This is a genomic window from uncultured Albimonas sp. (assembly GCF_963977235.1).
GTDB lineage: Bacteria > Pseudomonadota > Alphaproteobacteria > Rhodobacterales > Rhodobacteraceae > Albimonas.
Genome location: NZ_CAXBOD010000025.1, coordinates 18,433 through 38,177, shown reverse-complemented (window position 1 = coordinate 38,177; position 19,745 = coordinate 18,433). Strand labels below are relative to the sequence as shown.

At 74.7% G+C, this 19,745-nt stretch carries 12 protein-coding genes; 9 read left to right on the top strand and 3 right to left on the bottom strand.

The genetic code is table 11. From position 1 onward, the window contains the following. The first annotated feature begins 26 nt into the window (after positions 1–26). The 4 genes from AAC134_RS13080 to AAC134_RS13065 all read left to right on the top strand — a co-directional run bounded on the left by AAC134_RS13080 (position 27) and on the right by AAC134_RS13065 (position 5,335). Positions 27–1,763 (top strand): acyl-CoA dehydrogenase family protein, encoded by a 1,737-nt coding sequence (locus tag AAC134_RS13080; RefSeq protein WP_339949540.1) that lies wholly within the window; start codon positions 27–29, stop codon positions 1,761–1,763. 5 nt (positions 1,764–1,768) lie between these two features. Further along, a complete protein-coding gene (locus AAC134_RS13075) occupies positions 1,769–2,992 on the top strand; it encodes a CoA transferase (RefSeq protein WP_339949539.1) in 1,224 nt (407 codons plus the stop codon). Between the two features lie 325 nt (positions 2,993–3,317). Continuing rightward, positions 3,318–4,499: a CaiB/BaiF CoA-transferase family protein gene (locus AAC134_RS13070; RefSeq protein WP_339949538.1), complete on the top strand. Its 1,182-nt coding sequence runs from the start codon at positions 3,318–3,320 to the stop codon at positions 4,497–4,499. Beyond that, positions 4,496–5,335 (top strand): enoyl-CoA hydratase, encoded by an 840-nt coding sequence (locus tag AAC134_RS13065; RefSeq protein ID WP_339949537.1) that lies wholly within the window; start codon positions 4,496–4,498, stop codon positions 5,333–5,335. The genes AAC134_RS13070 and AAC134_RS13065 overlap by 4 nt, the downstream gene beginning before the upstream one ends. 398 nt (positions 5,336–5,733) lie before the next feature. On the opposite strand, the gene AAC134_RS13060 is transcribed toward AAC134_RS13065, so the two are convergent. Then, complete coding sequence (locus AAC134_RS13060; RefSeq protein ID WP_339949536.1) at positions 5,734–6,921, bottom strand: serine hydrolase domain-containing protein; 1,188 nt, start codon at positions 6,919–6,921, stop codon at positions 5,734–5,736. Between the two features lie 165 nt (positions 6,922–7,086). Between AAC134_RS13060 and hisD the strand changes: the two genes are divergently transcribed. From hisD to AAC134_RS13045, 3 genes are all read left to right on the top strand, one after another. Further along, entirely contained in the window at positions 7,087–8,409 is a 1,323-nt protein-coding gene (hisD, locus tag AAC134_RS13055) for a histidinol dehydrogenase (protein ID WP_339949535.1), read from the top strand. 143 nt (positions 8,410–8,552) lie between these two features. Continuing rightward, the gene (locus AAC134_RS13050) at positions 8,553–9,800 is read left to right on the top strand and encodes an aminotransferase class V-fold PLP-dependent enzyme (RefSeq protein WP_339949534.1); all 1,248 of its coding nucleotides are present in this window, start codon (positions 8,553–8,555) and stop codon (positions 9,798–9,800) included. Between the two features lie 261 nt (positions 9,801–10,061). Continuing rightward, positions 10,062–11,729 carry an AMP-binding protein gene (locus AAC134_RS13045; protein ID WP_339949533.1) on the top strand — a complete coding sequence of 556 codons (1,668 nt, stop codon included), beginning with the start codon at positions 10,062–10,064 and terminating at the stop codon, positions 11,727–11,729. 192 nt (positions 11,730–11,921) lie between these two features. Here AAC134_RS13045 and AAC134_RS13040 read toward each other — a convergent pair whose 3' ends face one another. Continuing rightward, positions 11,922–12,599 (bottom strand): Crp/Fnr family transcriptional regulator, encoded by a 678-nt coding sequence (locus AAC134_RS13040; RefSeq protein WP_339949532.1) that lies wholly within the window; start codon positions 12,597–12,599, stop codon positions 11,922–11,924. 541 nt (positions 12,600–13,140) lie between these two features. On the opposite strand from AAC134_RS13040, the gene AAC134_RS13035 reads away from it, so the two are divergent. Continuing rightward, complete coding sequence (locus AAC134_RS13035; RefSeq protein WP_339949531.1) at positions 13,141–14,460, top strand: hypothetical protein; 1,320 nt, start codon at positions 13,141–13,143, stop codon at positions 14,458–14,460. Positions 14,461–14,474: 14 nt separating this feature from the next. On the opposite strand, the gene AAC134_RS13030 is transcribed toward AAC134_RS13035, so the two are convergent. Then, positions 14,475–17,549, bottom strand: a complete 3,075-nt coding sequence (locus AAC134_RS13030) for an AAA family ATPase (RefSeq protein WP_339949530.1) — start codon at positions 17,547–17,549, stop codon at positions 14,475–14,477. A 140-nt stretch (positions 17,550–17,689) separates the two neighbouring features. On the opposite strand from AAC134_RS13030, the gene AAC134_RS13025 reads away from it, so the two are divergent. Then, on the top strand, positions 17,690–19,552 hold the full coding sequence (locus AAC134_RS13025; RefSeq protein WP_339949529.1) for a di-heme-cytochrome C peroxidase: 1,863 nt from the start codon (positions 17,690–17,692) through the stop codon (positions 19,550–19,552). Positions 19,553–19,745 lie beyond the last annotated feature (193 nt).

Below are 19,745 nucleotides of genomic sequence, written 5' to 3'. Positions count from 1 at the left end.
GAGAGACCCCACGGGAGAGACACGCCATGGCGAGCATCCACCGCAACATCCCCGACAGCGCCGGGCTGAACCTGCTGCAGGCCGACCCCGCGATGTCGGCGCTGCTCGAGACCTACCTCGACCCGGAGATCTTCGCCCGCGTCATGCCCCAGGTGGACCGGATGGGCGCGCTCGCCGGCGGCGCGCTGGAGGAGCTGGCGCTGACCGCGGACAAGAACCCGCCCGCCCTGCACATCCGCGCGCGCAACGGCGCCGACCTCGAGCGGATCGAGAAGCACCCCGCCTACCGGGAGCTGGAGCGGGTGGCGTTCGCGGAGTTCGGGCTTGCGGCCATGTCCCACCGCGCCGGCGTCTTCGGCGCGCCCGACAAGCTGCCGCCGCTGGTGAAATACGCGCTCGTCTACCTGTTCGTGCAGGCGGAGTTCGGCCTGTGCTGCCCGCTGTCGATGACCGACAGCCTGACCCGCACGCTTGTGAAGTTCGGCGACCGCGCGCTGATCGACCGCTACTTCGACCAGCTCACCTCCCAGGACATGGACCAGCTGTTCCAGGGCGCGATGTTCATGACCGAGCAGGTCGCGGGCTCGGACGTGGGCGCGATCGACACCGTCGCCCGCCAGGAGGGGGGCGAGTGGAAGCTCTACGGCGACAAGTGGTTCTGCTCGAACCCCGACGCGGCGCTGGCGATGGTGCTGGCGCGCCCCGAGGGCGGGGGCGAGGGCACCAAGGCCCTGTCGCTGTTCCTGCTGCCGCGGCATCTGCCCGACGGGACGCGCAACGCCTACCGGATCCTGCGGCTGAAGGAGAAGATGGGCACGAAGTCCATGGCTTCGGGCGAGATCGCGCTCGAGGGGGCGACCGCCTGGATGGTCGGCGACCCCGGCCAGGGCTTCAAGCAGATGACCGACATGATCAACAACTCGCGGCTGGCCAACGGCGTCCGTTCGGCGGGGATGATGCGTCGCTCGGTCAACGAGGCGCTGTTCATCGCCCGCAACCGCACCGCCTTCGGCAAGCGGCTGATCGACCTGCCGCTGATGCGCCGCCAGCTGATGAAGATGCTGGTGACGGCCGAGCAGGGCCGCTCGATGGTGTTCCAGACCGCCCGCGCGCTGGAGGCCGCCGACAAGGGCGACGCGCGCATGGCCAAGGTGCTGCGGATCATGACGCCGCTCCTGAAGTTCCGCACCTGCCGCGACGCGCGCAAGGTGGCCGGCGACGCGATGGAGGTGCGCGGCGGCTGCGGCTACATTGAGGAATGGTCCGACGCCCGCGTGCTGCGCGACGCCCACCTGGGCTCGATCTGGGAGGGGACCTCGAACATCGTGGCGCTCGACGTCTCGCGCGCGGTGAAGCGGGAGGACGCGCTGACCCACCTCTCGGCCTACATGGAGGAGCTTTCGGCCCAGTCCGACGGCGACGCCGCGGCGGCGGGGCGGGCGCGCGAGGCCTATTTCCGCGCGGCCGAGTTCCTCGACGGCGTGGCCCATGACCGCGACCGCGAGGCCGACGCCCGCCAGGCGGCCTCGGCCGTGTACAACGGCGCCTCGGCCGTGGTCATGTGCTGGGAGGACGCCCGCCTGCGCGAGCGCTCCAACAGCTATGCCGGCGACCGGGCCCGCCTGTCCGACGCCGTCGTGGCCCACAAGCTGGGCCTGCGCGATCCCCTGCGCGGAACCTCCGACGCGGAGGCCGAGGCCCCCGACATTCTCGCCCGCGCCCTGGCCGACGCGCCGGGCGCCGACGCCCTGGCCGCGGAGTGACCGTCATGAAGGACGCCCCCGAAACCCATCCGGGCCTCGCCCCCACCGGCGCGCTGGCGGGGCTGAAGGTCGTCGACCTCTCGCGCGTGCTGGGCGGGCCGTTCTGCGGCCAGATCCTGGGCGACCACGGCGCCGACGTGATCAAGGTCGAGCCGCCGGCGGGCGACGAGACCCGCGCCTGGGGTCCGCCGTTCCTGGACGGGACGGCCTCGTATTTCCTCGGGCTGAACCGCAACAAGCGGGCGATGGCGCTGGACCTGACGAAGCCGGAGGGGCGCGAGGTGCTGTTCCGCCTGCTGGCCGAGGCCGACGTGCTGGTCGAGAACTTCAAGACCGGCACGCTGGAGAAATGGGGCCTGGGCTACGACGAGGTTCTGGCCCCGCGGTTCCCCAAGTTGATCCACTGCCGCGTCTCGGGCTTTGGCGCCGATGGGCCGCTGGGCGGTCTGCCGGGCTATGACGCGATCCTGCAGGCGATGGGCGGGATCATGTCGGTCAACGGCACGCCCGAGAGCGGCCCGACCCGCGTCGGCCTGCCGGTGGTGGACATGGTCGCGGGGCTGAACGCGGTGCTGGCGGTGATGCTGGCGCTGCGCAACCGCGAGGCCACGGGCAAGGGGCAGTTCGTGGAGAGCTCGCTGTTCGACGCGGCGCTGTCGCTGCTGCACCCCCACGCGGCCAATTACGTGCTGAACGGCAGGACGCCCGGCCTGTCGGGCAACGATCATCCCAACATCAGCCCCTACTCGGCCTATGCCACGGCCACGCGGCCGATTTACCTGGCGGTGGGCAACGACCGGCAGTTCCAGCGCCTCTGCGCCCTGATCGGCGCGCCGGAGATCGCGCAGGACCCGCGCTTCGCCTCCAACGGCGACCGGGTGACCAACCGCGAGGACCTGCGCGTGGCCCTCGAGGCGGCGATGGCCGGACAGGACGGCGGGCCGCTTGCGCAGCGGCTGATCGAGGGCGGCGTGCCCGCGGGCCCGGTGCTCGACGTGGCCGAGGCGCTCGAGCAGCCTCACGCCCGCCACCGCGGCATGCGGGTGGAGATCGGGGACTACAAGGGCCTCGGCGCCCCGGCGAAGCTGGACCGCACCCCGGCCGACTTCCGCCGCGCGCCCCCGGCCTTCGGCGAGCACACGGCCGAGATCCTGGCCGAGGCCGGATACTCCGAGGCCGAGGTCGCGGCCCTGCTCGAGAGCGGCGCGGTCCCCGCGGCGAAGCGTTGAGGCGCGACCTCTTTCGCGCAGAGGCGCGGGTCCCGGGCGCCTGCGCCCGCCCTGCGCCGCGGGCGGGGCCGGGCAACCGGGCGCCGCGTCGGCCGCGGCGCCCGGTCGGAAGGTCTCGCCCGCGGCGCGCGGCTGGCCGGTCGCGCGTGGCGAGGGGCGCGGGCCGGGACGGGAGCGCCGGCGGCGGGCGGCGGCGCGGCCCCGGTCGGCGTCTCGCCCCCGCCCCGGGCCGGCGCATTGGCCCTCGACGGGCGGGGCTCGCGCTCGTTAGGCTGCGCCGGACGCCCGAAGGAGACCCGCCCGTGCCCATTCGGAGCCCTTGGCCGTGAGGCCGCCCGTCGCCGCCGGGCCGCTGTCGCGCTTCCGCATCCTGGACCTGACGCGCATCCGCTCGGGGCCCACCTGCGTGAAGCAGTTCGGCGACTGGGGCGCGGACGTGATCCGGATCGAGCCGCCGGCCGACGCCAGCGGCTATGCCGACCGCGGCTCCTCGGACTTCCAGAACCTGCACCGCAACAAGCGCTCGCTGACGCTGGACCTGAAGACGGAGGCGGGGCGCGAGCTGCTTCTGCGCCTCGTCGCGGGCGCCGATGGGCTGGTCGAGAACTTCCGGCCGGGGGTGATGGATCGGCTGGGCCTGGGGTGGGCGGCGCTGCATGCGCGCAATCGGGGCCTGGTGATGGGCTCGATCTCGGGCTTCGGACAGGTCGGCCCCTACGCCGCGCGCCCCGGCTTCGACCAGGTGGCGCAGGGGATGGGCGGGCTGATGTCGGTGACCGGCCTGCCGGGCCAGGGGCCGGTGCGCGCGGGGATCCCGGTCGCCGACCTGACCGCGGGGATGTGGTGCGCGATGGGCATGATGGCCGCCCTGCTGGAGCGCGAGGTCACCGGCCAGGGGCGCTGGGTGCAGACCTCGCTGCTGCAGGCGCAGGTGGCGATGCTGGATTTCCAGGCCGCCCGCTGGCTGATCGACGGCGAGGTCCCGGGTCAGGCCGGAAACGATCACCCCACCGCCACCCCGATGGGCGTCTATCCCGCCGCCGACGGCGAGATGACCATCGCCGTGTCGGGCGCCCGCATGTGGCGGGACTTCTGCGTCGTGATCGGCCGGCCGGCGCTGGCCGATGACCCCGACTATGCGACCCCCGGGGACCGGCTGCGCAACCGCCCCGCGCTGAACGCGCTGATCGGCGGGATCACCGCGGGACGCGCCATCGCCGAGTGGACCGAGGCGCTGCTCGCCGCCGGCATCCCCTGCGGGCCGATCAACGCCATCGACCAGGTCTTCGCCGATCCCCAGGTGCAGGCGCTGGGCCTGGTGGGCGAGGTCGAGCATCCCACCCGCGGGCCGCTGAAGGTCCTCGACCAGCCGGTGGCGATGTCGGGCGCCGCCTCGGTCCTGAGCGCGCCCGCGCCCGAGGCGGGCGAGCACTCGGCCGAGCTGCTGGCCGAGCTTGGCCTGACCCCCGACGAGATCGAAACCCTGAAGGAGCGCAAGGTCACATGACCCATCCGATGCCCGAGCCAATGCCTGCGCCGATCCCCGAGGCCGACGGCTACACCCCTCGGATCGTTGCGAAGGTCGAGGACGGGGTGGGCTGGATGATCGTCTCCAACCCCCGCCGGCGCAACGCGCTGACCCTGAACATGTGGCGCCAGATCCCCGGCGCGATGGCGATGCTGGGGGCCGATCCCTCGGTGCGGGTGGTGGCGATCCGGGGCGAGGGCGATGCGAGCTTCGTCTCGGGCGCCGACATCACCGAGTTCGGGCGCCTGCGCTCGACGCCCGAGCAGGTGGCGGCCTACGACCATGCGGGCCGTGCGGCGGGCGAGGCGATCGCGGGCTGCCCGCTGCCCACGGTGGCGGTGATCCGGACCTGGTGCGTCGGCGGAGGACTGGGCACGGCGCTGGGCTGCGACCTGCGCATCGCCGACGCCGAGGCCCGCTTCGCGATCCCCGCGGCGCGGCTGGGGCTGGGCTATCGCTATCCCGGCGTGAAGACGCTGGTGGACCTGGTGGGCCCCTCGCACGCCGCCGAGATCTTCTACACCGCCCGCCACTACGTCGCCGAGGAGGCGCTGCGCATCGGCCTGATCAACCGGGTCCTGCCGGTCGAGGGGTTCGAGGCGGCGGCGGCCGACTACCTCGCCTCCATCGCGGGCAACGCGCCGCTGACGATGCAGGCGGCCAAGATGGCGATCCGAGGCGCGACCGCGGCCGGGGAGCCCGCCAACATCGAAGCGATCGACGCCGCCATCCAGGCCTGTTTCGACAGCGAGGACTACGCGGAGGGCCGCGCGGCCTTCAAGGAGAAGCGGGCCCCCCGGTTCCGCGGGCGCTGAGCGACGCGCGCAGGGGCGAAGCCTCGCGGGCAGGGCGGACGCGTGGGGATGGCCGCCCCTGTCCCGCGAGGGGTCTGCAGGCGCCCTGCGGGCGGGCCTGGCTGCATGGCGTGAGGGGGGAGGGGGCGCCTGGAGGGGGAAGACGGGAGCCTCCGGCGGGCTCCTGACTCACCCAAGAACAAGCCCCGCGCCTGTTCCCCGGATCCGTCTCTCGCTGAAGATGCCTGAGCGACTCGCCCGCAGGGGTCAAGGACAAGCCGCCTTCGGCGGTCGCCTGCGGCGATCCCTGACCCCTGCGGACGAGTCGCTCTTTACGGCATCAGCGAGAGACGGCTCCGGAGAACAGGCGCTTGACGCGGGGCGCCCGGGCGTCGCGCCAAGGGCGGGCGGAGGGGCGGTCAGGCGGAGCGGGCGCAGGCGCGGGCGGCGTCGCACAGGGACTGTCCGCGCGGGTTCAGGAGCAGGCCGGGGCCCATCTTCGTCATCGCGTAGCCGAAGGACATCTCGAGGTCCGGGTCGGCGAAGCCGACCGAGCCGCCTGCGCCCACGTGGCCGAACGCGTTGGGGCCGATCACCAGGCTGTCGAGGCCGCGGGCGCGGTTGTCCATCGCCAGCATGAAGCCGGGGCCGAAACGGGTCGGGATCTTCAGCGTGGCGTCGAGATGGCCGGCCGAACTGGCCCGGGCCAAGGCGGCCGAGCTTTCTGGCGCGAGGAGGCGGGGGCCCGCAGACGAGGCGAGCGGGGCGAACATTCCCGCCAGCGCGCGGGCGTTGGCCACGCCGCTGGCGGCGCCGATCTCGGCGGCGCGGCCTTCGGGCGTGTTCACGCCGCCGCCGGCCCAGGTTCCGTGGTTGAACAGGAACAGGTTGGGGATCGACCCCGGCTCGCGCGCGGCGCGCGAGAAAGCGGTCTCGGGCGCGTCCTTCGGCGGGCGGAAGAGGATCATCGGGGCGACCCGGGCCTCCTGCTCGGCGGGGAGGCCGATGTGGAAATCGAGGCCGAGGGGGGCCGCGACCTCCTGCGCGAAGACCGCGCCGAGGGACTGGTCCGTCGCCCGCCGGATCATCTCGCCGACCAGGAATCCGTAGGTCAGGGCATGGTAGCCGGTGCGCTCGCCCGGCTCCCAGAACGGGGGCTCGGCGGCCAGGCGCTCGACCATGTAGGCGGGGTCGAGCAGGCAGTCGGGCTTGAGCTTCTCGCGCAGCGCCGGCAGGCCGACGGTGTGGTCGAGCATCATCCGCAGGGTCGCGCCGCCCTTGCCCTGCGCCGCGAACTCCGGCCACAGGTCGGCGACGGGGGCGTCGAGGTCCAGCAGGCCCCGCTCGACCAGGCGGTGAGCGGCCAGGGCGGTGGCCGCCTTGGTGCAGGAGAACACCACGCAGACCGTGTCGCGCGCCCACGCGCGGCTCGTTGCAGGGTCGGCGAGCCCGCCCCACAGGTCGACCACGCTCTCGCCGCGATGGGTGACGCAGACCGAGGCGCCGACCTCGCCGCGCTCGGCGAAGTTGCGGGCGAAGGCCTCGCGCACCGGTTCGAAGCCGGGGGCGCAGCGCCCCTCGATGCGGAGTTCGGGCGCGTCGGACATCGGGATCCTCCCAGGACGTCGCCCGCGCCTTGGAGCGGCCGGGCGTTCGGCCTCCTGCATAGACCGCCCCTCGCCGCGCCGGCAACGCGCGCATCCGCATCGACCCCGGCGCGCGATCGCTCTATCCCTTGGGGCCGTCCTGCCCGCGACCCGAGGAGTCCGCCCGTGATCACCCACCTCAAGACCGCCCGCTCCGCCGCCGATCGCCAGGACGACGACGCGAAGGTCCGTGCTGCGGTCGAGGCGACGCTGGCGGAGATCGAGGCGCGCGGCGACGCCGCCGTGCGGGAGTGCTCGGAGAAGTTCGACAACTATTCGCCCCCCGCCTTCCGCCTGTCGCAGAGCGAGATCGAGGGGCTGATGTCCCGGGTCGCCCCCCGCGACATGGAGGATCTGAAGTTCGCCCAGGCGCAGGTGAAGGCCTTCGCCCAGGCCCAGCGCGCCTCGATGACCGATATCGAGGTCGAGCCGATCCCCGGCGTGATCCTCGGCCACAAGACCATCCCCGTGCAGTCGGTGGGCTGCTACGTGCCCGGCGGCAAGTTCCCCATGGTCGCCTCGGCCCACATGTCGGTGGCCACCGCCTCGGTCGCGGGCGTCCCGCGGATCATCGCCGCGACCCCGCCGTTCAAGGGAGAGCCGAACCCCGCCGTGATCGCGGCGATGCACCTCGGCGGCGCGCACGAGATCTATGTGCTGGGCGGAATCCAGGCCGTGGGCGCGATGGCGCTCGGCACCGAGACGATCGAGCCGGTGCACATGCTGGTCGGCCCCGGCAACGCCTACGTCGCCGAGGCCAAGCGGCAGCTGTTCGGGCGGGTGGGCATCGACCTGTTTGCCGGGCCGACCGAGACCCTGGTGATCGCCGACGAGCACGGAGCGGACGCCGAGCTCTGCGCCACCGACCTGCTGGGGCAGGCCGAGCACGGCTACAACTCTCCCTGCGTGCTGATCACCAACTCTCGCCGGCTGGCGCAGGACACGCTGGCCGAGATCGACCGCCTGCTGGCGATCTTGCCCACCGCCGAGACCGCCGCCGCCAGCTGGCGCGACTACGGCGAGGTGATCCTGTGCGACAGCTACGAGGAGATGCTGGCCGCCGCCGAGGACATCGCCTCCGAGCATGTGCAGGTGATGACCGACCGCGACGACTGGTTCCTGGAGCGCATGACCAGCTACGGCGCGCTGTTCCTCGGCGCGCGCACCAACGTGGCCAACGGCGACAAGGTGATCGGGACCAACCACACGCTGCCCACGAAGAAGGCCGGGCGCTACACGGGCGGGCTGTGGGTGGGCAAGTTCCTCAAGACCCACTCCTACCAGAAGGTGCTGACCGACGAGGCGGCGGCGATGATCGGCGAGTACGGCTCGCGGCTGTGCATGCTCGAGGGCTTCGTGGCCCATGCCGAGCAGTGCAACGTCCGCGTCCGCCGCTATGGCAAGCGCAACGTGCCCTTCGGGGCGGCGGCGGAGCCTGCGGGCGACTGAGCTTGCGGGGGCTCGGGGCCCGGCCGCGCGGCCAGGCCCCGGCGGCCGGCCGCGCGCGCGCCCCGGATCGGGTCCGGGGCGCGCGCGTGGCGAGCCTGGATCGGGAATGCTGACGGGGGGAGCGGATGGCGGACGCGAGGGGCATGGAACCGGCCGACAGGCTCGCGACGTCCGGCGCGCTTGACGCCGCGCCGGCCGGGACCCTCCCGCCGCCCGCGCCGGTCTTCGGTCGCGCTCTGCGTCCGCTGTGGCCGCTGGCGCAGGGCGCGGCGTTCCTCAACCACGGCTCCTACGGCGCGCCTCCGCGGGCGGTGGCCGCAGTGCAGGCCGCGCATCGCGCGCGGATGGAGGCCGCGCCCGACGCCTTCTTCGCCGACCTGCACCGCAGCGGCTCCGACGCCCCCCTGCGCCGCGTCGCCGCCGTTTTCGCAGGCCTGTGGGAGGTTCCGACCGACTCGGTGGCGCTGGTCGAGAACGCGACGGCCGGCGTCTCGGCCGCGCTCGCCTCGGTCGCGCTGGCGGCGGGGGACGAGGTGCTGCTCTCGGACCACCAGTATCCCGCGGTGCGGCTGGCGGTGGCGGCGCTGTGCCGGCGGACCGGCGCCGTGCCGAGGATCGTGAGCGCGCCGCTGCCAACGACGCCCGCGGCGGCGGCCGAGCGGTTCCTGGACGGCGTCGGCCCGCGCACCCGGCTGGCGGTCGTGGACCACGTGGCCTCGGCCTCGGCGCTGCGCTGGCCGGTCGAGGAGATGGTCCCCCTGCTGCGCGCGCGCGGGATCGCGACGCTGGTGGACGGCGCCCATGCGCTGGGCCATCTGGCCGCGGCGCCCGGGCGGATCGGGGCGGACTGGTATGTCAGCAACGCCCACAAGTGGCTGTATGCGCCGCGGGGGACGGCGGCGCTGCACGCTTCGCCCGAGGCGGCGGCCCGCCTGGCGCCCCTGCAGATCAGCCATTTCGCCGAGGCCGGGTTTCCGCTGGCCTTTGACTGCCTCGGCACGCGGGACGCGACGCCCTGGCTCGCCGCCCCCGCCGGCGTCGCCTTCGCCGAGCGTCTCGGGCCCGGGGTCCGCGAGCACTGCGCCGGCCTGCTGGCTCGCGGCGCCGAGCGGCTGCAGGCGCTGGGCGCCCGCCCCCTGACCCCGCCCGACCCCGACCTGCGCCTGCGCGCCTTCCTGCTGCCCGAGGCGCTGGCCCCCGGGCCCGATCCCGCCGCCCGCGCCGCGGCCCGGCGCGCGGGGCTGCTGGCCGAGGGCGTCGTGGTCTACGTGCAGCCGTTCCTCGGCGAGGTCGTGCTGCGCCTTTCGGGCGCGCCCTACGTGGATGCCGAGGATGTCGACCGGCTGGCCGACGCTATCGCCCGTCGCGCGGGGCGCCGCGCGGAGGTCTGACGGGGGGCGGGCGGCCGGAAAGCGCTCGCCGGCGGCGGGCGGCGCGAGGCCCCGGGTCGGGGCCCGGGGCGCGCCCCCGTTCGAGCATGAGCCTGCCGGCGCCGGGACGGGCGGCCGACGGCGCCCGGGCGCGAGCGCGCGTGCCGCGGGCGTCGTCGCCGAGATCGCGGGCGTTGCGTTCTCCGCGGCCCGGCGCTTCACTCAGGCTCAAAGCCCGCGCGGCCGCGCGTCGAAGACGGGCGAGATCCTGGGAGGACCGACATGGACGACGCGACCCCCGCGCCCGCCGGCATTCACGTGCACCCCGCGCCCGAGGCGCCGCCGACCGCCGACCCGCGCATCCCGCCCCGCGACCGCGTCGTCACCCGCGACCTGATCGACCGCTGGGCCCGCGAGCGGCCCGACAAGACCTTCGTGGTCTTCGACGACGACGGCGAGCGCTGGAGCTACGCGCAATTCCGCGACCGGGTCGTGCAGACGGCGCTGGGGCTGCAGTCGCTCGGCGTCGGGCAGGGCGACCATGTCCTGGTCTTCGCCCCCAACGGGCGCGAGCAGCTGCGGGTCTATTTCGCGCTGAACTACCTCGGCGCCGTCTACGTGCCGATCAACACCGCCTACCGCGGCAAGCTGCTGGAGCACGTCATCGAGGTCTCGGACGCCCGCCTCGCGGTGGTCCACGGCGACCTCGCCCCGCGCCTCGCGGAGGTGGCGACGGCAAAGCTCGAGCGGCTGGTGATCCTGGGCCCGGAGACCGGGACCGCGCTGCCCTCGCTGCGCTACGCCGAGGCGCTGCTGCCGCAGGCGGGCGAACTGGCCGCGCCCGCGCGTCCCATCCAGCCCTGGGACCCGATGGCGATCATCTACACCTCCGGCACCACCGGCCCCTCGAAGGGGGTGTTGGCGTCCTACCTGCACATCTTCTCCAACGCGGGGCCCGAGACCTGGCCCTTCGTGGGCGAGGACGACCGCTACCTGATCGCCGCGCCGATGTTCCATATCGGGGGCATGGGGCCGATGTACGTGATGCTGGCGCGCGGCGGCTCGCTGGCGATGGTCGATCGCTTCGACACGGCGACGTTCTGGGACTCGGTGCGCCACACCGGGGCGACAGTCTGCTTCCTGCTGGGGGTGATGGCGACCTTCCTCGAGAAACGCCCCCCCGCGCCGGACGACGCCGACACCCCCCTGCGCCTGGCGCTGGCGGTGCCGCTCGGCGAGGAGGCGCTGCGCTTCGGCGCCCGCTTCGGGGTCGAGATCCGCACCATCTTCAACATGACCGAGATCAGCTCGCCCCTCGTCTCGGAGGCCAACCCCTCGGCCGTGGGGGCCTGCGGCAAGCCCCGCCCCGGCGTCGAGGTGCGGCTGGTGGACGAGAACGACTGCGAGGTCGCGCAGGGCCAGGTCGGCGAGATGCTGGTGCGCACCGACCGCCCCTGGGCGATGAACTCGGGCTATCACAGGAACGCGGAGGCCACCGCCCGCGCCTGGCGCAACGGCTGGTTCCACACCGGCGACGCGTTTCGCCGGGACGCCGAGGGCAACTTCTTCTTCGTCGACCGGATGAAGGACGCGATCCGCCGGCGGGGCGAGAACATCTCGTCGTTCGAGGTGGAGGTCGAGGTGCTGGCCCACCCCGACGTCAACGAGGCCGCCGCGGTCGCCGTGCCCTCGGATCTGGGCGAGGACGACGTGATGGTCGTGGTCGCGCCGGTGGCGGGACGCGAGATCGACCCCGCCGCGCTGCTCGAATTCCTGCGCGGGCGGATGGCCTACTTCATGGTCCCCCGCTACATCCGCGTGCTGCCCGAGCTGCCCAAGACCCCCAGCGCCAAGGTGATGAAGACCGAGCTGCGCGCCGAGGGGGCGCAGGGCGCCTGGGACCGCGAGGCGGCGGGCATCGCGGTGAAAGGCGAACGCTTCGCGAACTGAGCGCGGCCGCAGACCGCCGCGACCGACTAGCCCGCCCGCAGGGCGCCTGCGGGCCCGGCCGCCGCCCGGGGGCGACCTGTCGTCCCGTCCGACAGCGCCCGCGCCTCATGGCGGTCGAAACCTGCTTCGGGCGACGCCGGCGAAGCGGGCGTGGGACGAACCGGAGCGGCGGACGGGACAGCGCGCGGGCCCTCAGCCCTCGCGACCGCCGGGCATCTCGGCGCGCAGGCGGGGGACGTCGGCGATCAGCAGGCGGCCGTCGGCGCGCTCGACCAGGCCCATCGAGGACAGGCGGCTCATCTCCCGCGAGACCGCCTCGCGGTGGGTCGAGATCCGCGAGGCCAGGTCGAAATGGTTGGGCGGGGGGCGCAGCTCGGCCTGGCGGGCGCCGGGGGCGTGAAGCTCGGCGAGGCGCAGGAGCTCGGCGACCAGCCGCTCGCGCGCCAGCATGGTCGAGTATTCGAACACCCGCTCGGTCATCCGGCGCATCTGCTGGGCCAGATGCTCGAGCAGGGCCCAGGCGAAGCCGGGGCGGGTGGCGGTCAGCTCGCGGAAGCCGGCGGGGGGCAGGACCAGCACCTGCATCGCCTCGGCCGCCTCGACGCTGGCGGTGCGCGGGGCGCCGTCGATCGCCGCGATCTCGCCGAACACCGCGCCGGGGCCGATGTCGCGATAGGCCACCACCCGGCCGTTGTCGGCGTAGATCGCGGCCACCGCGCGCCCCGAAAGCACGAAATACACGTCGAGCCCCGGCTCTTCCTGCGCGACGATCACCTCGCCGCGGGCGACCTGGCGCAGGCGCGCGCGCGCCTTCAGCGCCTGCAGGTCCTCCGGCTGCAGCCGGCCCAGGAACTCCGTCTCCTCGCCCATCGCGCGTCCCTCGCTCCCCCTCTCGGCGCCGGTCCCGGGATGAAATCGGCGCGCCTGTGCGTTTTCTCACAGATTCGCATGTGAGAGTCGGCCGAAGCTTCCCTTACGATTTCTTTACCGAAATTAACCTCGTCCGCGAGGTTGATGCGGCGCCCGATGTCGATCCCGGATCGACGGGCGACGGGCCAAAGCCCGTCCCGACCCGGCACGGTCGGAGGCGCCGTTGGGGTGGAGATGTCGGGGCGCGACGCCGTGGGGGTCGTTCGCGCCCGTCCGGTCGGGCGCTTTCGCCGACCGGACAGGCTGCGCGGCGGATCCCGACCCGTCGCGCGGCCGAGCCGGCGGCGGGCACGGGATGGTCCGTCGCCGGCGGAAGGGGCGCCGTCCCTCCTCCCCGGCGCTCCCGGCGCGCGCGACCCCGCGCGCGCGCCGACCGCCCGCCCCCGCCCCGGGGACGCGGCCGGGGGAGCCGGCCGGCTTGCTCGCAGCTTGCGGCTGACGCAGGGTTCGTCCCAGGGACGGTTTCAGAGGGGATCACGACATGGCGCCGCCGCCCGACACCGCGCATGAGCCGCATCGGCCGCTGGAGGAGTTCTTCGGAATAGACCCCCGGCCCACGATTTCATCCGTCCTGAGCGGATTGGGGGAGCTCGTCGGCGCCAGCCTGCGCCGCGCGCTGGACCCGCGCAGCACCCGCCTGATCGTCGCCCGCGGCCCGATCCAGGAGGTCCGGGGCGTGTGGTACATCCTCGAAGAGGACCTGGCGATGGAGGTGCTCTCCAACGTCCACGGCCGCTATTCGGTGCGCGGCTACGCCGAGCGGGCGGACCGCAGCCTGGGCCGGTTCTACCTCGGCTGCGACCGGGGCGCGGAATACGACGCCGTCGGCCCGACCGCCAACGCCCTCGTCGGCGCCCTGCAGTGGGACCACGGCTTCGACCTGGCGCTGGCCGCCGCGCGCAGGGCGCTGGCCGGTCACGCGGGGCCCGCGCGCCCGGACCCCGAGCAGGTCAGTCACGCCGTCCTGACCGCCGCCTGCCGCGAATGGTACGGCCTGCCCGACACCGGCGACCGGGTGATCGAGGGCGAACCCTGGAGCGGCCCGCCCTTCCCCCGCCTGCTCGACACCGGCCCGCCGCAGTGCCCCAACGACTTCGTGCTGCTCTCGGCCCATATCTTCTTCGAGGACCCGCTGTTCCCGATCACCATGGGCGGGCGCGCGGCCGGCGCGCGACTCCGCCTGGCCCTGCAGCGTCACGTGCGCGGCTATCGCCTGGGCGAGATGGACCTGCCCGGCACGATCGCCTGCGAGCTGGGGCGGCGGATCGAGGACGACGAGGCGCTGGCCTCGACCCTGATCGGCCACGTGATGGGCATGGTGCCCACCACCAAGGAGAACTTCCGCCAGATCATCGCCGCCTGGCGCGACGATCGCTCCGACTTCGGCGAGGAGGCGGCGCTGGCCGCGGCGATGCGCGCCCGCATCGCGGCGGGCGACAGCGAGGCCGCCGCCGCCCGCAAGACGCTGGTCCCCGCGATGACCGCCGCGATGCTCGACGACCCGACCCCGGTCGAGATCTGGCGCACGGTCTGCGTGGATCACGACCTGGCGGGCAAGCGGCTCGAGGAAGGCGACGTGGTGGTGGTGGCGATCGAGCGCATCACACAGCAGGCGATCACCCCGGCCGACGGCTCGACCCCGGACTTCGAGTCGCTGGACGTGCGCCCGGTGTTCGGCGGCGACCGCGAGCCCCGCGACGGCCGCCCGGGGCAGGAGCACGCCTGCCCGGGCCGGGAGGTCGCGATGGGCCTGATGGCGGGCATGGCCTGGGCCGTGCTCGAGACGCTGGACGCGGCCTGATGCGCCGCGGCGGCTCAGAGGCGGGCGAGGAGGTCGGGGATCCCGGCCGCCCGTCCGCCCATGTCGAGCGCCGCCAGCTCCTCTCCCGCCCGCTCGAGCGAGGCGCGCGCGGCGGCCCGCTCGCCCAGCGCCAGCGCCGCGCGCCCCTCCGCGAGCCGGCACAGCGCCAGTTCGGGACGCGCGCCGCGGGTCTGCGCGGCGGCCAGGGCTGCGGTCAGATGCCGTCGCGCGCCCGTCGCGTCGCCCGCCGCCGCCAGCGCGGGGGCCAGGGCGCGGCGGGCGATGGCCTCTCCCAGCCGGTCGTCGGCGCGGGTCCGGCGCAGGGCCTGCCCGGCGGCGCGACGGGCGAGCGCGAGATCCCCGCGCGCCACAGCCGCCTCGGCCAGCCAGCCGAAAGACAGCGAGCTCCACAGACGCAGGCCGCGCGCCTCCAGCCGTTCCGAGGCGCCCAGGAGGGTGGCGAGCGGCGCCGGCCCCGGATCGCTCAGCGAGCCGGAATAGGCCTCGGCCGCGCGCCCGCGCAGGGCGAGATAGAGGCTGCGCACCCGCTCGGCCACCGCCAGGGCGCGGGCGATGCGCTCCTCCGCCTCCCGCCAGCGGCCCTGCTGGAGGGCGGCGGCGTTGCACAGCAGCAGGATCGAGCCCTCGACCTCGTGGTCAAGGCCGCGGACCGTCTCCAGCGCCTCCTCGAAGGCGGCATCGGCCTGCGCGAAGTCGCCCCGGTCGGCCAGCGAGGTCCCGCGGGAGGCGAGCGCGTAGGCGTAGCCCACGCGCACCAGCTCGAGCGACAGATGCGGGCGCATTGCGGTCAGGGTCGGGGCCAGCGTCGCCTCGGCCGCGTCGTGGCGCCCGGCGGAGACGTGGCAGTTGCCGAGGCACGCGGCGGCCTGAACGGCGAGGTTGGCGTCCTGCGCCTCCTGCGCGGCCTGCATCGCCGAGCCGAGCCGCGCCACCGCCCGCCGCACGTCGCCGGCGGCATAGAGCAGGTAGCCGGCCCAGTAATCGATGCGCGCCGACCCGCGCCGGTCGCCGGCGCTTTCAGCCGCGGCGCGGGCCTTCTCGACCCGGGCGATCGCCTCGGCCGAGGGGTCGAAGACGCTGGCCAGCGCCAGCCGGCAGGCGACCGAGACGCGCGCGGCCCGCGTCTCCGCGTCCTGGGGCAGTTGCTCGAGCGCGTCGAGCGCCACCGAGAACTGCGCCCCCGCCCGGTCCAGCGCCGAGGCTGCGGCGGCCTTGTCGCCGGCCTTCTCGGCGTGGGCGGCGGCCGCGCGCAGATCGCCCGCGCGCCAGGAATGGTGGGCCAGAAGCTCGATCGAGGGGCCCTCGGGCCCGGCGGCGCCCTCCAGCGCCTGCGCGATGCGGGCGTGCAGGGCGCGCCGTTCGGCGAGACCGATGGTGCGGTAGATCACGTCGCGCGCGATGCCGTGCTTGAAAGCCAGCGTCCCCGCCGCGTCGGAGGGGTAAAGCAGGTCGCTGCCCGCCAGCGCGTCGAGCTCGGCCTCGGTCGGCGCCGGGTCGAGGACGGCGTCGATCAGCGCCCGCGGGACGGCGGGACCGACGGCGGCGCAGGCGTGGACGATGCGCTGCAGCCGCTCGGACAGGGCGTGCAGGCGGGTCTCGATGGTCTGCTCCAGCCAGGCGTCGAGGCGCCAGTCGAGCGCGGCGCGCGGGTCGCCGCCGGCGTCCGACAGGGCGTGGCAGACCTCCTCGAGGAACAGCGGGTTGCCGCCCGAGACCTCGCAGCACAACGCGCTCTCGAAGCCGCTGAGGCCGGGTTTCAACTGCGCCACCGCCTCGCGGCAGGCGACGTCGCCGATCGGGCCGAGCGGGATCGTGCGGTCGAAGCGCCAGCCGTCGACCTCGGCCGTCTCGCCGGGGGCGCCGGCCTCCGCCTCGCCGCGCGTGGCGGCCAGCACCGAGACGCCGGCCGGCCGCGCCCGCAGCAGGTCGCCCAGCACCCGGCGCGCGCCGGCGTCGGCCCAGTGCAGGTCGTCGATGCACAGAAGCTGCGGACAGCGCGCGGCGCGGCGGGCGAAGACCCCGCTCAGCGCGGCGGACATGGTCTCGATGCCCACCGCGTCCGCCGGCGCCGCCCCCGAGGCCAGCAGCCGGTCGAGCGCCGCGCGCTCGGGGGCCGCCGCGCCCTCGACCGCCTCGGGGCCCAGGCGACGGAGCATCTGCACGAAGGGCTGGAACGGCTCGGCGCCCAGGAAGCCCTCGCAGACGCCGCGATGTATCTCGACGGGGGGAAGCCCGACGGGGGAGACCTCGGCGGGCGGGATCTCGGGGGGGGCGGTCCCCTCGGGGGCGGGCGCGGCGGCGAGCTCGGCCAGCCGCTCGTCCAGCAGGCGGGACTTGCCGGCCCCGGCCTCGCCCAGCACCGCCGCGGCGGCCCCCCGGCGCAGGCCGGCGGGCGAGAACACCTCGCGCAGGGTCGCCATCTCGGCCTCGCGCCCGACCAGGCGACGGATCGAGCCGCGGTACTTGGGCTCCCGCTCCAGCGCCGGGCGGCGGCGGCCGCGGACCAGCAGGCAGGAGATCGGCGCGGCCACCCCCTGCAGCTTCAGCGGCGTCGGCGCGGAGCAGTCGTAGAAGCGGCGCACCGGGCCGAGCGCCGCCTCGGAGACCAGGGTCTCGCCGGCCTCGGCGATGTCCGAGAGGCGGGCCGCGACATTGACCGGCTGGCCGAACAGGCTGAGGCCCGCGGCGCCGGGCCCGTCGTCGACCAGCACCTGGCCGCTGTGCACGCCGATGTGGAACCGCACCGTCTCGGGCGGCACGCCGGCCATCGCGGCGACCTCGGCCACGCCCGCGTGCAGCGACAGCGCCGCGTCAAGCGCCCGGCGGGCGTCGTCCTCCGACGGGCTGGGGTGGCCGAAGCCCGCCAGGATGCCGTCGCCGTGGATGTCGAAGATGCGCCCGCCCAGGGCCGTGACCGTGCGCTCGTGCACGGCCCAGACGGCGCGGACCAGATCGGCGAAGACCTCCGCCTCGAGCACCGAGGACAGGTGGACCGAGCCGCACAGGTCGGAAAACAGGATGGTCAGGTGGCGGCGGCGCCGGGAAGATCGCTCGCTCGGGGCCTGCATATCGCCTCGTCCTGTCCGCGCGCCGCGGATCTGCGCGGGCCGCGCGGCGACGCGCCCGGCGCGGGAAAACGGTTCGGGCGAACGATAGGGCGGATGCCGGGCGGAAGTCGAGCGCCGGCGACACGGCAGGGAGGGGTGGAATGACCGAAGGGAATGAGGGCGCCGGACCGACCCGGCGCGGAGGGCTGCGTCTGGGTCTCCTCGCCGGCGCGTGCGCGCTGGCCGGCGTGATGGCCGTCGGGCTGGTCCCGGCGCTCGCGCCCGCGGGAGAGGCGCTGGGGCCGGGCGCGGGCGCGACGCATCTGCTCGACCAGGGCCCGGACTGGTCGCCGGAGCTGCGGCGGGAGTGGAGCCGCCTCGACCAGGGCTCGGCGCTGATCCCGCTGGCCTGGGCGCGGGCGCTGCGGCGCGAGGGCGCGGCTCAGGGGCCGGGGTTCCTCGACGACGGTCTGGCGCGGTTCGGATTCCTCGCCGACCTCTACGACCCGCGGGCGCTGCCGGTGGGCTTCACTGACGCGACGCTCGACGACGCGCCCGTGCTGGGCATGACCTGCGCGGCCTGCCACACGCGCGAGATCGAGATCGACGGCCGCGCCTATCGCGCCGACGGCGGCCCGGCGCTGGCCGACCACCTGCGCTTCACCGAGGCGCTGGGCGCGGCGGTCAAGGCCACCCTGGACGAGCCCGCCGCCTTCGACGCCTTCGCCGCCCGCGTGGCGGCCGAGGGCGGCGAGAGCGACCCGCAGGTCCTGCGCAAGGCGGTGGCGGCCTGGGTCTCGGATTTCGCGCTGATCACCTCGCGCTCCGATCCCGGGGACGTGCGCTGGGGGCCGGGCCGGATCGACGCGCTGCAGATGATCTCGAACCGGCTGACCGGGCTCGACATCAACGAGCCGGATATCCGGCGGATCCCCTCCAACATCCGCCCCGCCGTGGCGCCGGCGCGCAACCCGTTTTTGTGGAACGCCACCCGGCAGAGCCGGACGCAATGGCTGGGCTTCGCCTCCAACGCTTCGGACGTCGACCGGCTGGGGCGCAATGTGGGACAGGTCTACGGGGTCTTTGCGCGCTTCGGGCCGCACCGGCGGACCGGCGGCGCGCAGATCGTCAGCAACCTCGACCTGCTGTCCGAGAACTCGGTGAACTTCGAGAACCTCGAGCGGCTCGAGGCGCTGGCCGCCCTGATCGGCCCGCCGGCCTGGCCGGTCCCGCCGACGGCCGAGGAGGAGGCGCTGGCGGCCGAAGGCGAGGCGATCTTCGCCCGGCGCTGCAAGGCCTGCCACGCGCTCGAGCCCAAGCCCTGGACGGCGCTCGAGGCTGACGCCGAGCGGCCCGCGCGGGGCCTGCCCGACCAGCCGTTCTACTACGCGACGCGGCTGGTGGACGTGGGCAGCGACGTGCGCCAGTGCCTGGTGTTCGCGGGCACGGTGAAGACCGGGATGCTGATGGACGGCTACCTGCGGCTGCCCGAGATGCTGGGCGGGGGGATCGGGCCGCTGGGCGACGAGGCCTCGCCCAAGGAGGCGCTGTCGCTCACCGTCAAGGGCGCGGTGGTGCAGTGGAAGCTGAGCGGCGTGCCCGACGCGCCCTCGCTGCTGGCCACCGCCGCGCAGCTGATCCAGGGGGCGGGGGCCGGCAGCTCCGTCGAGGAGCTGCGGGCCTTCGTGGACGAGCCCGCGCCCCCGCCGGCCGGCTGCGCCTACGCGGGGCGGGCGCTGCACGGGGTCTGGGCGGCGGCGCCCTACCTGCACAACGGCTCGGTGCGATCGCTGCGCCAGTTGCTGGAGCCGCCCGAGGCGCGCGACGCCTCCTTCGCGGTAGGGCCGGTCTACGATCCGGTGGAGGCGGGGCTTTCGCGCGAGCAGCCGCCGGGCGCCTTCGTGCTCGAGACCACGGGTTGCGACGACCGGGCCTCGGGCAACAGCCGCTGCGGGCACAGCTACGGCGTGGAGCTCGACGACGCGAAGAAGGAGGCGCTGGTCGCCTACCTCAAGCGGCTCTGAGGGGGGGCCTCGCGCCGGCTGCAACCGGCGCGAGGCAGCCAAGCCCGCCCGCAGGGCGCCTGTAGACCGCTTGTGGAAGGGGTGGTCTACAGGCGCCCTGCGGGCGGGCTTGGGCCTTTTGCGGGGGGCGCGCCGGGATTGCGGACGGGGGGCCTCCGGCGGGGCTCCTGACTCACCAGGGAACAGGGCCGCG